Source organism: Intestinimonas massiliensis (ex Afouda et al. 2020) (assembly GCF_001244995.1).
Taxonomy (GTDB): Bacteria; Bacillota; Clostridia; order Oscillospirales; family Oscillospiraceae; genus Intestinimonas; species Intestinimonas massiliensis.
In genome coordinates this window covers 145618-157120 of sequence record NZ_LN869529.1, presented here as the reverse complement: position 1 = coordinate 157120, position 11503 = coordinate 145618, and the positions used below count along the sequence as shown (strand labels likewise).

Here is an 11503-nt window from a genome sequence, read left to right as displayed (position 1 = left end):
ACGCAAAGCGACCGCCGCCGATCTGAAGGCCCTGTAAATCACAGGCCCATGCTCCAGTCCCCCAGCCGGTCCAGGATGGGGACAAGGGCGCGGCCGGGCGCGGTGATCTCGTACTCCACCCGCACCGGCACCTCCAGATACTCCCGCCGGAGCACCAGGCCGTCCTCCTCCAGCTCCCGCAGTGCGTTGGCCAGCACCGTGTTGGACACCCTGTCCAACGTCTTTTTCAGCCGATTGTAGCGGGTTGGGCCGTTGTTGGACAGCGCGCACAGGATCTGCATTTTCCACTTTCCGCCGATGAGGCCTAGGGCCCGGTTCAGGGGACAGGTCTCCATGCAGGGACAATTCTCATGTCCGGGCCGCTCCATGGTCAGTTCCTCCTTACCTGGTACGGAAATTCTGCGTTCTTGTTTTTTCCCCCAGTAGTGCTATTATCATACCAGGTAGCAATTCAAAAGGAAAGTCTTTTTCAGGAGGAATCGCCATGCCCCCCTTTTTGCAGGGCCTGACCATCGGTCTGGCCTACGTGGCCCCCATTGGAATGCAGAATCTGTTTGTCATCAACGCCGCCCTGACCCAGCCCCGGCGGCGGGCCCTGCTGACCGCCCTGATCGTCGTCTTTTTTGACGTCACGCTGGCTCTGGCCTGTTTCTTCGGCGTGGGGGCCCTGATGGAGCACTTCGCCTGGCTCCAGCGCATCGTGCTGCTGGCCGGCGGAGCCGTGGTGATGTGGATTGGCGTGGGGCTGCTGCGGGAAAAGCCCGTCCTCCACGCCGGAGGAGAGGCCGCCCTGACCCTGCCCAAGGTGGCGGCCAGAGCCTGTGTGGTCACCTGGTGCAATCCCCAGGCCCTCATCGACGGCACCATGCTCTTCGGCGGCTTCCGGGCGGGCAATTCCGGCGGGGTGAGCGCCCAGCTCATTCTGGGCTCCTCCTCCGCCTCCTTCCTGTGGTTCTTCGGCGTGACCATCCTTATCTCCTGCTTCTCCGCCCGGTTCAGCGACAAGGTCCTCCGGGGCATCAACGTGGTCTGCGGCCTGGTCATCCTGGTCTATGGGGCCCGGCTGATCCTGCGCTTTTTTCAGATGGTCCTGTAAGCTTTTCCGCCGCTGGATCGTTTGTATGGCAGAAGGAGGGATTCTCATGTCTGGCAGTCGCTTGGACCTCAATGTTACGTTGGCGGCAAAAGAGGCGGAAGCTGTGCCCCTGGGCCGGGACGAGAAGGCCGCCCTCAAGCGGGCCGAGGGGGCTTTCCGGGCCTCCAGGGGCTACGAGCCAGACACCTTGTAGTACCGGCTCGAGAAAAAATTCTGGAGATAGGACGGTGCGTTATGGCAAGCAATTGGTGGAGCAGTTCCCGTACCTTCGGCCCCGGGAGCCGAAACACTGCCAGTCTATCAGAGTCTGCCGGCGGTGGACTTGGCCGGGACGAGAAGGCCGCCCTCAAGCAGGCCGAGGAGGCCGAGCGGGCTTTCCGGGCCTCCAAGGGCTACGAGCTGGACACCTTCTGGAATCGGCTGAAACGGCGATTTCGCAAAAAATAGCAAACGAGCAGGGCGCGGAGCTTCACCGCTCCGCGCCCTGCCTGTGTGTCACGCCGGTCCGCAGACCCCTTTGCGGACGTTGACGATAAAGTCCTGCACGTTGGTGACGATGGTCCGCACGCTGAGACTGCCCCGGTCCCTGAGCTTATTGACGGCGAACTCGGAGATATCCACCGAATAGAAGTATAGGGGGCGCACCGCTCCGTCCACCACCCGGTAGCAGGGGGTCATGTTGCCGGTGGCCACGGTGTGGAGGGTGGAAGCCATGCAGATGATGGTGGTGGCCTTCCGCACCAGGGCGCGCATGGCGTCCTGTCCCTCGTAGACGTTGCCGTAGACCTCGGGCAGAGGCCCGTCGTCCCGTACCGAGCCCACCAGCACAAAGGGGACCCGGCGCCGGACGCACTCACAGAGGATACCATCCTTCACCGCGCCGGACTCCACGAAGGCAGGGATGGATCCCAGGGACCGGACGGCGTTGATGGTGTCGATGTGGTGGTAGTGACCGTTGGGCACGCTGCGCTGGGTGTAGATGTCCTGCCCCAGGGCAGTGCCCAGATAGCCCGCCTCCAGATCGTGGGTGGCCAGGGCGTTGCCCGCCAGAAGCCCGTCCACAAAGCCCTCCCGCACCAGGGCGGCAAAGGCGGAGCGGGCGTCGGCGTCGAAGGAGCAGGCCGGGCCCAGCACCCAGACGATATTCCCATGGTCCCGCTCGTGCCGCAGAAGCTCGTAGATGGAGTCGTAGTCCATGGAATAGGCGGTCTCCCGGGACCGGCCCTGCCGGAAGGAGAAGGACTCGCCGTCCCCGTCACCCTTCTCTTCAAAGCCAGCGGTGTGGACGTAGATGCCCTCCCCGCCGTCCTCGGTACGGCCCACCGCCACCATGTCGCCCCGCTTCAGGCCGCGAAACTCCACGATGGACACCGCACCCGCCCGGCACACGGCCACGCAGTCCATGCGGCTCTCCTCGGCCAGCACCCAGCGGCCGTTCAGGCGGAAATACTCGGGAAACAGGGTGGTGGCGTGGTACCCCGCCGGGGCCACGCCGTCCCGCTCCACGGGGACCAGTTGGACCTCAGGGGCGTCCTCCAGCCCCAGCGCGGTAAAATCCGGGGCACGATAGGCGGGCAGCGTAAAGCTCATGGCCATCTCCTCCTGCTGTTTTCTCTGCTCTTATAGCATAGCATAAAATACGGCGCTTTGAGATACGATTTTTGCATGGCCTCATACCGTTTTGGAATTCAGGCGCTCCTTCCGGCGGAAAACGGCAGGGGGCGCTCCTTTCGGAGCGCCCCCTGCGCCTGCGTGTTCCTTCGCTACGACTGGGTCACCAGGTTGACCAGCACCTCCACCATCTTTTCCAGGGACCGAACCGGGATGTACTCGTGGACCCCGTGGAAGTTGACCCCGCCGGTGGACAGGTTGGGACAGGGCAGGCCCATGTAGCTCAGACGGGCTCCGTCGGTGCCGCCCCGGATGGGCACCTCCCGGGCCGCCACTCCCGCCTTCTCAAAGGCGGCCCGGGCCCGGTGGATCAGGTACATATGGGGCTCCACGGCCTGCCGCATATTATAATAAGAGTCCTTCACCTCCAACTGGAAGGTGTTGGGGCCATACTTGCCGTTGAGGTAGGAGCAGATAAGCCCCATGCGCTCCTTCCGCCGCTCAAAGCCAGCCCGGTCGTGGTCCCGGATGATGAAGGAGAGCCGGGCCTGGGTCTCGTTGCCCTCCATGTGGTTGAGGTGATAGAAGCCCTCGTACCCCTCGGTGTGGGCGGGAGTCTCCGCCGGCGGCAGCATGTTCACCAGCTCCACGGCCATCAGGGCGGCGTTCTTCATCTTGTTCTTGGCCGAGCCGGGGTGGATGTTGAGACCGTGGACCGTAACCGTGGCGGAGGCGGCGTTGAAGTTCTCGTACTCCAGCTCGCCCAGCTCACCGCCGTCCACGGTGTAGGCCGCGGCGGCCCCAAAGCCCTCCACGTCGAAGTGGTCGGACCCCCGGCCCACCTCCTCATCAGGGGTGATGCATACGGCGATGCGGCCATGGGGCAGCTCCGGGTGGGCGGTCAGGTACTCCAGGGCGGTGAAAATCTCGGCCACCCCGGCCTTGTCGTCCGCCCCCAGCAGGGTGGTGCCGTCGGTGACGATCAGATCCTGCCCCGCATAGCTGCGCAGGCTCTCGTACTCCTCGGGGCTCATGGAGATGCCCTGCTCGGCGTTCTGAACCAGCACACCCCCCTCATAGCGGACAATGCGGGCCTGCACGTGGGCGCCCGGCGCGTCGGGCGAGGTATCCATGTGGGCGATCAGGCCCAGGCAGGGCACTCCCTCGCACCCGGCGGTGGCGGGAAGCCATCCGTAAACATAGCCGTACTCGTCCATCCTGGCCCCGTGGAGGCCCATCTGGGACAGCTCGGCGGCCAATTCCGCCCCCAGCACCTTCTGCTTGGCGCTGCTGGGCACGGTCATGGAGTCCTCGTCCGACTGGGTGTCAAAGCTCACATACTTCAAAAAACGTTCCACAACTGTCATACGTTCCGTTCCTTTCTGTGGAGTCACCGTTTTTTCCCAACGTGCCGCAAATGTCTATTGACGGCCTTCGGCGGGAAAGATAAACTGGGAACATACCTTCATTTGCCGTGCATGCAGCGTCTTGCGTGATCCTCGCGCCGCCGCCGGAAGCCGGGCAAGCCAACTGCAATATGGTTATTTTATCACAAAAGGAGCTGCAATGCTATGGCCTCTTGCCGAGAATTTACCTTTCCCTCCAGCGACGGGGTCCACCGGGTCCACGCCATGGAGTGGCTTCCCGAAAGCGGCTCGCCCCGCGGAGTGGTCCAACTGGTCCACGGCATCTCGGAATACATCGGGCGCTATTCCTCCTTTGCTCGGTTTCTGACGGACCACGGCTTCGCCGTGGTGGGGCACGACCACCTGGGACACGGCAAGACCGCCTCGGGCCGGGAGGAATACGGCTATTTCGCCGACCAGGACGGCTGGCGGCACATCCGCAACGACATCCGCTCCCTCCGCACGGCGGCCGGAGAGCGTTTTCCCGGCCTGCCCTATTTCCTGTTGGGTCACTCCATGGGCTCCTTTGCCGTCCGGCTCTACCTCATCGACTTTCCCGGCACCGTGGACGGCTGCCTCCTTTCCGGCACCGGACAGGAACCGGCGCTCCTGGTGGAGGTGGGCCGGCTGCTGTCCACCTTCTACGCCCGGCACAAGGGCCCCCGGTACGTCAGCAGGCTCCTCACCGCCCTCTCCCTGGGGGGCTACAACCTCCACTTCCGGCCCAACCGCACCACGGTGGACTGGATCAGCCGGGACACTGCGGTGGTGGACGCCTATGCCGCCGACCCCATGTGCCGCTTCGTCCCCACGGTGGGCATGTTTCACGACATGATGGAGGCCCTGCAATACATTGCCCGCCCGGAAAACCTGCGGAAGATGGACCCCTCCACTCCGGTCTATCTCTTCTCAGGAGACCGGGACCCGGTGGGCTCCAACGGCAGGGGTGTCCAAAAGGTGTACGGCTTTTTCCAAAAGGCCGGGACCAGGGATCTGCGCATGAAGCTCTACCCCGGCGGACGGCATGAGATGCTCAATGAGATCAACCGGGACGAGGTGTACGCCGACGTGCTGGCCTGGCTGGAGGAGCATCTGCCCTGAACGCAGCAGCCCCGCAGGCCATACGGCCTGCGGGGCTTTTTGCTCAACTCCGGTCCGTTGGAGACGCAGGGCATCATCTTGGCGTCCGGGCGGTCGAAGTCGTTCTGGCTGAAATCCTAACAGCCCCCGTCGTCTTTTGGCGGGGTCATGGTCACGGTGACGGCGGGCTCATAGCCCACATGCGCAGATTGGCCCGCACCCGGTCCAGGACCGGCCCGGCGCAGCAGCGGCCCAACGGGAAGTACGCCTCATCGGACCCGGCGGCCACCTCCGCCTCCAGGCCGTCGGCGCACTCCTGGCGTGCATCCTAGTCGCTGAAGCCCAGCTGCTGTGCCCACTCTTTCTCCCGGAAGCCCACCAGCACAAAGTCCTCCCCCACCAGGATGGGCCGCTTGACCAGCATCCCGTCGGCGGCCAGCAGGGCATACTGCTCATCCTCCGTCAGGTCGGGGAGCCGGTCCTTCAGGGAGAGCTCCTTGTATTTCAGTCCGCTGGTGTTGAAAAACCGCTTGAGGGGCAGGCCGCTTTTCGCGTGCCACTTCCGCAGCTCGTCCTCGCCGGGATGCTCCAGCTTGATGTCACGGGTGCCACAGCCGACGCCCCGCCCGTCCAGCCAGGCCTTCGCCTTCTGGCAGGTGGAGCATTTGGGATACCATACCAACAGCATCTGTCATTCTCCTTTCGTCTTCTATCATGTAGCGGAAACCGTCTGAAGCGGAACACCTTCCGTTTCCTTTTGGATTATTTGCCGGGAGATAGGATTCGTCTGGCCACAGAAGCACAGACTATTCCGATTTGCCCGCTCAGTCTTTCAGACTGGTTTCAGGAACGGGCGGTATAATGACATTATGACCTGGAAAGGATGAGATGAACGTGCTGCAAAAGCTGTCTTTGCTTTTAGCCGAGGCTTTTTCGACACGCTGAGGCCCGCCGCATTGCGGTGGGCCTCTTTGACCATCCTTACCCCTCGAGCGGCTGGCAGCGGATACAGAAGTAGACGTTGCCCCCCAGATAGGCCTGGCGGATAATCGCTCCTCCACAGAAGGGGCAAGCCCCCCTCCAGGTCTTGGCGGACAGGTAGGTCTGATAGCCACCGCTCTGGCCCATCAGGTCCTTTTCGGTGTCCCTTCCCCCCTGGTCCGCCATCTCCCGGAGGGTGTCCTTCACTGAGTGGAACAGCCTGGTCCGCTCGGTCTCCCTCAGGGTCTCCAGTCTGCGCTTAGGGTGGACGCCCGCCCGGAACAAAATATCCTGGAGGCAGCCGTTCCCCAGGCCGGGGATACGCTGCTCGGCGGCCAAAAACGCCTTGGCGGACAGACCGGGCCTGGCCTGTGCCCACAGCCCGCCGAAGTAGCTCTCGTCAAAGTCCCCCGACAGCGGAGAGGGCTTCTCCCGAGCCACCCGGTAATAGAAGTTATCGTCGATGGCCCCTGCCGGGAAGGCCAGCAGGGCCCCATACATCTGGACGCTGGCCACCAGGGCGGCGCCATCGTCCAGCTCCAGCAGGAGCTGGCGCCGGTCCGGGTGCCTGGCCCCCGGCGCCAGCCATCGCAGGTTCACCCCGTCGCTGAGGTCCAGACGGCTGTCCTCCAGCCTCAGCTCCACCCGCCCGCCATAGGCCTGGGCCTCCTCCAGCCTGCGGCCCTCCAGAAGCCGGGGATACCAGGCCGGCTCCCCCTGGAAGAAGGCGAAGCGGTGGGGTGTGCCGCCCGCCTCCGCCCGGACCACCCGCCTGCCCCGGGCCCTTTCGTTGATCTGCCCCGCAAGGACCAGGGCCTCCGGCAGCTCCAGCATGGCGTTACCCCCTCTCTACCGGCAGGCGCAGTATGGTCCGCCACTTCTCCGGCGGGACCCTTCTGGGGTCCCCCAGGTAGATCTCGTGGTGCCTGCGGGCCGGGTCGTCCGAGGGCCGCAGGCCCTGCTCCCCGGCAAAGGCCATCATCCGCTCCATGGCGGCGGTCTCTGCGTCATAGGGCCCCACGTGCAGGCACTGGACGCACAGCCCCTCCGTCACCGTCTCCAGCCGTACTCCGGACAGGTCCACACCGGGCTTTTTTCGTGCGCACTCCTCCAGCGCCCAGTGAAGCACCTGGGGCGTGGCGTATTCCGGGGCCCGCAGGGCCGAGGTCCACCGCCAGGTGGATCTGGGCACGGAGAGGAGATCGTGCCCCCCCTCCTCCGTCCACCAAAAGCCCTCCAGCGGGGGCAGCACGTAGTCGAAATATCCCTCCGGCTGCCAGGGGCCCAGCCTGCTCATTTTCAGGGTGAAGGTGACGGTGTAGAGGGCGCTCATAGCCGCCTGGTACGCCGCCCCGCTGGGGTCCCCCGCCCCATCCACCAGAAACATGGGGATGGGCGGCACGTCCACCAGGCTGGGCCGCTTTCCCGGCTGGTAGAGATCCCGGTACTCCTTTTTATAATCCCGCTTGTCCGCCATGTTCTCCCTCCTGCTTCAGTGCCAGAAAGACGTGGATCTCCTGCTCCTCGCCCTCCGCCTCCGGCCAATACTCCTCAAAATCCGCCGTGTAGGCCCGGTCCAGCGGCAGCTTCCAGACCTCCGTCCAGAACTCCCCCGCGGCCCTCTGGACGTCCCCCCGGACCACAAACTCAGCGTACCGTCCTGCGGGGATGGTCTTGACCGCCGTGCCCGCCGGGCGTTCCGCTGCCTCGGTCACCGCCCGTCCGATGGTCACGTCGTAGGGGCCGGTCATATCGGTCTCGTAGGCGTCGTAGAGCCCGATGGAGTGGTCGTCGGCGGGGTGCGGGACGGCAAAGAAAATGCCCTCCTCAAACAGCCGCCGCCACAGCGCCCCGATGGCCGCGCCGCACTCCGGGTCGTCGTTGCGCATCCGGGCGGTTAGGCCCACCACCGTCTTTTCCTCCAGCTCCACGATCTGATAGCTCATATCCATACCGTCTGTCCCTCCTGTGGTTGATGACACCATCTTACAGGGTAAAAGTGGACACCTGTATGTCATATTTTGTTCCAATATCTCACCGGGGCTCGCCGGAGGGCGATCAGGCGCTTTACATCCTCCAGACTCTCCCGGTCTGCCACGTCGATCATCAGCCACTTTTGGCCCATTCCCTCCCTGGTGTCCTGCCAAAGCCGCCGGGTGCCCTCGCTCAGCATGGGCAGCAGCAGGTCCGCCCCAGGCCGCTCCCGCCGTCCGATCACCACCAGGGCAGTAAAATACCCCCGCATGGGATACAGGGTACACAAACCCCGCCCGCCCTTGCGGTATTTTATATTCCATCCCGTGGGCACACACCGGCTGTACTCCCATACAGGTGCGGTATCATAGGCGCGCTCCAGATAGGTCCGCAGTTCTCCCCAAAAGGGATTATCCACATAGGCCTCACAGGTCTCTAGGTCGGGCGCGGCCGACGGGTCCAATTGACTCCAGGTCTCCATTTTAAGTCCCTCCTCTTTGATGGACAGTTTACAGGACGGCAGTGGACATCTGTATGTCATATTTCTTTTAATAGGCCAGCTTTTCCACCGTCCAGTCCTTCAGGATGGGGAGCATCTTCCGGGCGGCGGCCCGGGCTCCCTCCAGGTCCTGCTCCCGGTAGTTGCCGCACTCCGCCTCGGTGGCCCCGGGGATGGGGCCCTGGTAGTCCGCGATAAAGGCCATGGTCTCCCGCACCAGGCGGATGGCCGTCTCTGGAGCCATGTCCCGCACCAGAAAGTAGAATCCGGTCCGGCAGCCCATGGGGCCGGCGTAGATGACCTGCCCGGACAGGGGGCCGCTGCGTACATAGGTGGCGAACAGGTGTTCAAAGCTGTGGATCGCGCCATAGCCCAGATAGGTCCCGCAGTTGGGCCGCACCATGCGGATATCATAGGTCACCACGTCCCCGTCCACCCGGGAGATATACATCCCCTCGGTGAGCTTGGTGTGGTCCACCTGAAAGCTGGCAATTGGTTTGAGTTCCATCATCCATCTTCCTCCTTGTTGGTTTCCCAGGCCGCCCAGTGCCGGCGGGCCAGCTCCTGCCGGACCCGCTCCGGAGACAGGACCCGCAGGGCCCCGCCGTAGGTCATCAGGTATTCGTACATCCACTCGTTGTCCGGCAGCCGCAGCCGTACCCGAAAGCCGCCGTCCGGCAGCTCCTCCCGCCGCTCCGGGGGAAACTCGTCCCGCACCCGGAAGGCCATGGTCGGAGCGATGCGGGCCTCCAGGTCCACGGCGCTGCCGCCGTAGCCGTCCGCCCGGTCCTCTGTGGCCGGGGGCGGCAGGGCCCGGCGCCGGAACCGCTCCCCGGGGGCCTCCACACCGTCCATGCGGGTGAGCTTGAAATAGCGGAAATCCTCCCGCCGGCGGCACCAGGCCAGCAAGTACCAGTCATTGCCCCGAAAGACCAGCTTCATGGGCTCCGCGGTACGGACCTCGGTGCCGCCCGCCGCGCCGCTGTAGCGGAAGGTGAGGACCTCCCGGCGGAAAATGGCCTCCCTGAGCCGCCGGAAGCGGTCGGTCAGCGGGCTGTCGGGGCTCCAGGCGGAGAAGTCCACCTGGAGCCAGTCCTCCTCCTCCCCGCCGAAGAGGGCGGAGAGCTTGTCCAGCACCGGCCCCGCGCCGCCGGGCCCCACGGCCTCCATGCCCCGCAGGGCGGCCAGAAGGCTGCGGCGCTCCTCGGCGGAGAGCACCGACTTGTTGAGGACGAACTGCTCGGTGAGCCGGATGCCGCCTCCCTTGCCCCGCTCGGCGTAGATGGGGATACCCGCCTGGGCCAGGGTGTCCACGTCCCGGTAGATGGTGCGGCGCGAGACTTCGAAGTGCTCGGCCAGCTCGTCCGCCGTCATGCCCTTGCGGTCCAGCAGTAGGTAAACCAGCTCGAACAGCCGGGATAACTGCATGGCCTCTCCCCCCTTGTCCCGGTCCTGCCTCCAGTCTAACCGCGGCGGCGGAGAAAGTCAACGAAAAGAAGGGCTCAAAGGGCCTTGATGCGGGCCGCGCAGGCGGAGCAGAACCAATCCTCGCCATTCCGGATCAGGTTGGGGCCGGTACTGTGGCACAGCCGGCAGCACCGGTCCGCGTTTTCCAGCACGATGCGGTCCAGCTCATCCCATTATGCCAAGAAAAGGACAAAAAATTAAGAACTTTTTCAAAAAGCCCGGAGCTGTTTGCTTTTGAGCTTCTTGAAACGCTCACTCATGCCGCTGCTTGTCTCGACAGATTATGTTATTTTAGAGGCAAAAATTGACAGCTTATGTAAAAACCCTCATGATCACCACACCCACTGTGCGGCTGACCGAATCGTCAGTGTGAGCCAGCCCTTTGTCCGTCCCATTGTGCGGGGAAAGGCAGGCAGGCCAGCGGAGTTTGGCGCAAAACTGGATATCCCGGCTTTGGGACAGCCCAAGAAGGGGGAGACCAGAGACAAGGCTCAGGACTACCGGGACGAATGCGAACGAGTAGAAGTGGAGCGCAGGTTCAGCCTGGCGAAACGCAAATGCGGCCTGGGGCTGGTCACCGCAAAGCTGCGGGAAACCGCTGCCCATGTGATTGCCATGTCCGTGCTGGTGCTGAATCTCCGCAAGATTCAGCGCGCCCTTTTGCGCCTGCTCGCCTATCTCATGTTAGTAAATATTTAATATTGTTTGTACATAATAAAATCCTCCATGTAAAATCAGTAGTTGCCAAAGAGCACTGCCTCACACGGAGGAGCATTTAGGGCATAAAACCGCAGAAAAAGGGCGGCCCGAAGGCCGCCCTTTCCAAACGCGCAAGTTTATTTCAGCAATTCCACCAGTTCCTGCGGCGTGGGCACGTCCCCGGCGGAGACGCCGTAGTGGGCGTAGCTCAGGACCCGATCCGGCCCCATGACGAAACAAGCGGGGAGTTGGAGCTCGTCCCCCTCGTAATCGCCGTGCTTGAAGCCGCCGGCGGTGGCTTTGGCGATCTTTCCCATGGTCTTCAGATCGGCCATCTTGGCCTTGGACTCGGCGGGGGCGATCTCAAATTTCTTGTACAGCTTCTGCTCCGGGTCGCAGACGATGTCGAAGGGCAGGTCGCCGGGCTTCATCTGGCCTGCCAGCTTGGCGGGGTCGGACTGAAGCACCACCAGCATCTGCCCGCCGGTGGCGGCGATTTTGTCATATTGGGCGGTAAACTGATGGATGTCGTACTGGCACAGGGTGCAGCCATAGTAGCGCAGGAACACCAGGGCGGTCTTCCCTGCCGTCTTCCCGGCGGTCTCGGCCAGGGTGCGGCCGCTTTCAAAGGGGGTGTCGAAGGTGAAGTCGGGCATCTGGGTACCCACAGTGAGCTTGGGCATGGCAAAA

The 11503-nt window shown here is 63.7% G+C and carries 16 protein-coding genes and 1 pseudogene; 6 read left to right on the top strand and 11 right to left on the bottom strand.

The features are described 5' to 3' along the window. Window positions 1-38 precede the first annotated feature (38 nt). On the bottom strand, window positions 39-368 hold the full coding sequence (locus BN2154_RS04900; RefSeq protein WP_094762367.1) for a winged helix-turn-helix transcriptional regulator: 330 nt from the start codon (window positions 366-368) through the stop codon (window positions 39-41). A gap of 116 nt (window positions 369-484) precedes the next feature. Between BN2154_RS04900 and BN2154_RS04895 the strand changes: the two genes are divergently transcribed. The 3 genes from BN2154_RS04895 to BN2154_RS04890 are packed head-to-tail and all read left to right on the top strand — an operon-like array spanning window position 485 to window position 1543. Beyond that, window positions 485-1096: a LysE/ArgO family amino acid transporter gene (locus BN2154_RS04895; protein ID WP_050617760.1), complete on the top strand. Its 612-nt coding sequence runs from the start codon at window positions 485-487 to the stop codon at window positions 1094-1096. Window positions 1097-1142: 46 nt separating this feature from the next. Further along, a complete protein-coding gene (locus tag BN2154_RS15720; RefSeq protein ID WP_154666643.1) occupies window positions 1143-1289 on the top strand; it encodes a hypothetical protein in 147 nt (48 codons plus the stop codon). 41 nt (window positions 1290-1330) lie between these two features. Next, a complete protein-coding gene (locus BN2154_RS04890) occupies window positions 1331-1543 on the top strand; it encodes a hypothetical protein (RefSeq protein ID WP_050617759.1) in 213 nt (70 codons plus the stop codon). Between the two features lie 48 nt (window positions 1544-1591). Here BN2154_RS04890 and BN2154_RS04885 read toward each other — a convergent pair whose 3' ends face one another. Both BN2154_RS04885 and pepT read right to left on the bottom strand, forming a co-directional pair. Continuing rightward, window positions 1592-2686, bottom strand: coding sequence for a putative NPN-dependent ornithine cyclodeaminase (locus BN2154_RS04885; protein ID WP_050617758.1), 1095 nt, complete (start codon window positions 2684-2686; stop codon window positions 1592-1594). Window positions 2687-2859: 173 nt separating this feature from the next. Further along, window positions 2860-4074, bottom strand: a complete 1215-nt coding sequence (pepT, locus tag BN2154_RS04880; RefSeq protein WP_050617757.1) for a peptidase T — start codon at window positions 4072-4074, stop codon at window positions 2860-2862. Window positions 4075-4278: 204 nt separating this feature from the next. Between pepT and BN2154_RS04875 the strand changes: the two genes are divergently transcribed. Then, on the top strand, window positions 4279-5214 hold the full coding sequence (locus BN2154_RS04875) for an alpha/beta hydrolase (protein ID WP_050617756.1): 936 nt from the start codon (window positions 4279-4281) through the stop codon (window positions 5212-5214). A gap of 179 nt (window positions 5215-5393) precedes the next feature. Further along, a complete protein-coding gene (locus tag BN2154_RS16430; protein WP_278320004.1) occupies window positions 5394-5525 on the top strand; it encodes a hypothetical protein in 132 nt (43 codons plus the stop codon). Here BN2154_RS16430 and BN2154_RS04870 read toward each other — a convergent pair. From BN2154_RS04870 to BN2154_RS04840, 7 genes are all read right to left on the bottom strand, one after another. Then, complete coding sequence (locus BN2154_RS04870; RefSeq protein WP_050617755.1) at window positions 5522-5881, bottom strand: arsenate reductase family protein; 360 nt, start codon at window positions 5879-5881, stop codon at window positions 5522-5524. The two genes, BN2154_RS16430 and BN2154_RS04870, sit on opposite strands and share 4 nt — an antisense overlap. A 293-nt stretch (window positions 5882-6174) precedes the next feature. Continuing rightward, window positions 6175-7008 (bottom strand): formamidopyrimidine-DNA glycosylase, encoded by an 834-nt coding sequence (locus tag BN2154_RS04865; RefSeq protein WP_050617754.1) that lies wholly within the window; start codon window positions 7006-7008, stop codon window positions 6175-6177. Window positions 7009-7012: 4 nt separating this feature from the next. Next, the gene (locus tag BN2154_RS04860; RefSeq protein ID WP_050617753.1) at window positions 7013-7651 is read right to left on the bottom strand and encodes a GyrI-like domain-containing protein; all 639 of its coding nucleotides are present in this window, start codon (window positions 7649-7651) and stop codon (window positions 7013-7015) included. Next, window positions 7629-8126, bottom strand: coding sequence for a GyrI-like domain-containing protein (locus BN2154_RS04855; RefSeq protein WP_050617752.1), 498 nt, complete (start codon window positions 8124-8126; stop codon window positions 7629-7631). The genes BN2154_RS04860 and BN2154_RS04855 overlap by 23 nt, the downstream gene beginning before the upstream one ends. Before the next feature lie 62 nt (window positions 8127-8188). Further along, window positions 8189-8629: a DUF3788 domain-containing protein gene (locus tag BN2154_RS04850; protein WP_050617751.1), complete on the bottom strand. Its 441-nt coding sequence runs from the start codon at window positions 8627-8629 to the stop codon at window positions 8189-8191. A 67-nt stretch (window positions 8630-8696) separates the two neighbouring features. Next, on the bottom strand, window positions 8697-9155 hold the full coding sequence (locus tag BN2154_RS04845; protein WP_050619545.1) for an S-ribosylhomocysteine lyase: 459 nt from the start codon (window positions 9153-9155) through the stop codon (window positions 8697-8699). Continuing rightward, complete coding sequence (locus BN2154_RS04840) at window positions 9155-10075, bottom strand: helix-turn-helix transcriptional regulator (RefSeq protein ID WP_050617750.1); 921 nt, start codon at window positions 10073-10075, stop codon at window positions 9155-9157. Before BN2154_RS04840 ends, BN2154_RS04845 begins: the two co-directional genes overlap by 1 nt. Window positions 10076-10468: 393 nt before the next feature. Between BN2154_RS04840 and BN2154_RS16240 the strand changes: the two are divergent. Next, window positions 10469-10813 (top strand): annotated as a pseudogene (locus BN2154_RS16240) (transposase); the annotation flags it as partial. A gap of 137 nt (window positions 10814-10950) precedes the next feature. Here BN2154_RS16240 and BN2154_RS04830 read toward each other — a convergent pair. Next, window positions 10951-11496 (bottom strand): peroxiredoxin-like family protein, encoded by a 546-nt coding sequence (locus BN2154_RS04830; protein WP_050617748.1) that lies wholly within the window; start codon window positions 11494-11496, stop codon window positions 10951-10953. Between the last annotated feature and the right edge of the window lie 7 nt (window positions 11497-11503).

Coding starts and splice junctions, on each gene's coding strand:
- BN2154_RS04900 (WP_094762367.1), bottom strand. CDS start 368: ATGGAGCGGCCCGGACATGAGAATTGTCCCTGCATGGAGACCTGTCCC.
- BN2154_RS04895 (WP_050617760.1), top strand. CDS start 485: ATGCCCCCCTTTTTGCAGGGCCTGACCATCGGTCTGGCCTACGTGGCC.
- BN2154_RS15720 (WP_154666643.1), top strand. CDS start 1,143: ATGTCTGGCAGTCGCTTGGACCTCAATGTTACGTTGGCGGCAAAAGAG.
- BN2154_RS04890 (WP_050617759.1), top strand. CDS start 1,331: ATGGCAAGCAATTGGTGGAGCAGTTCCCGTACCTTCGGCCCCGGGAGC.
- BN2154_RS04885 (WP_050617758.1), bottom strand. CDS start 2,686: ATGAGCTTTACGCTGCCCGCCTATCGTGCCCCGGATTTTACCGCGCTG.
- pepT (WP_050617757.1), bottom strand. CDS start 4,074: ATGACAGTTGTGGAACGTTTTTTGAAGTATGTGAGCTTTGACACCCAG.
- BN2154_RS04875 (WP_050617756.1), top strand. CDS start 4,279: ATGGCCTCTTGCCGAGAATTTACCTTTCCCTCCAGCGACGGGGTCCAC.
- BN2154_RS16430 (WP_278320004.1), top strand. CDS start 5,394: ATGCGCAGATTGGCCCGCACCCGGTCCAGGACCGGCCCGGCGCAGCAG.
- BN2154_RS04870 (WP_050617755.1), bottom strand. CDS start 5,881: ATGCTGTTGGTATGGTATCCCAAATGCTCCACCTGCCAGAAGGCGAAG.
- BN2154_RS04865 (WP_050617754.1), bottom strand. CDS start 7,008: ATGCTGGAGCTGCCGGAGGCCCTGGTCCTTGCGGGGCAGATCAACGAA.
- BN2154_RS04860 (WP_050617753.1), bottom strand. CDS start 7,651: ATGGCGGACAAGCGGGATTATAAAAAGGAGTACCGGGATCTCTACCAG.
- BN2154_RS04855 (WP_050617752.1), bottom strand. CDS start 8,126: ATGGATATGAGCTATCAGATCGTGGAGCTGGAGGAAAAGACGGTGGTG.
- BN2154_RS04850 (WP_050617751.1), bottom strand. CDS start 8,629: ATGGAGACCTGGAGTCAATTGGACCCGTCGGCCGCGCCCGACCTAGAG.
- BN2154_RS04845 (WP_050619545.1), bottom strand. CDS start 9,155: ATGGAACTCAAACCAATTGCCAGCTTTCAGGTGGACCACACCAAGCTC.
- BN2154_RS04840 (WP_050617750.1), bottom strand. CDS start 10,075: ATGCAGTTATCCCGGCTGTTCGAGCTGGTTTACCTACTGCTGGACCGC.
- BN2154_RS04830 (WP_050617748.1), bottom strand. CDS start 11,496: ATGCCCAAGCTCACTGTGGGTACCCAGATGCCCGACTTCACCTTCGAC.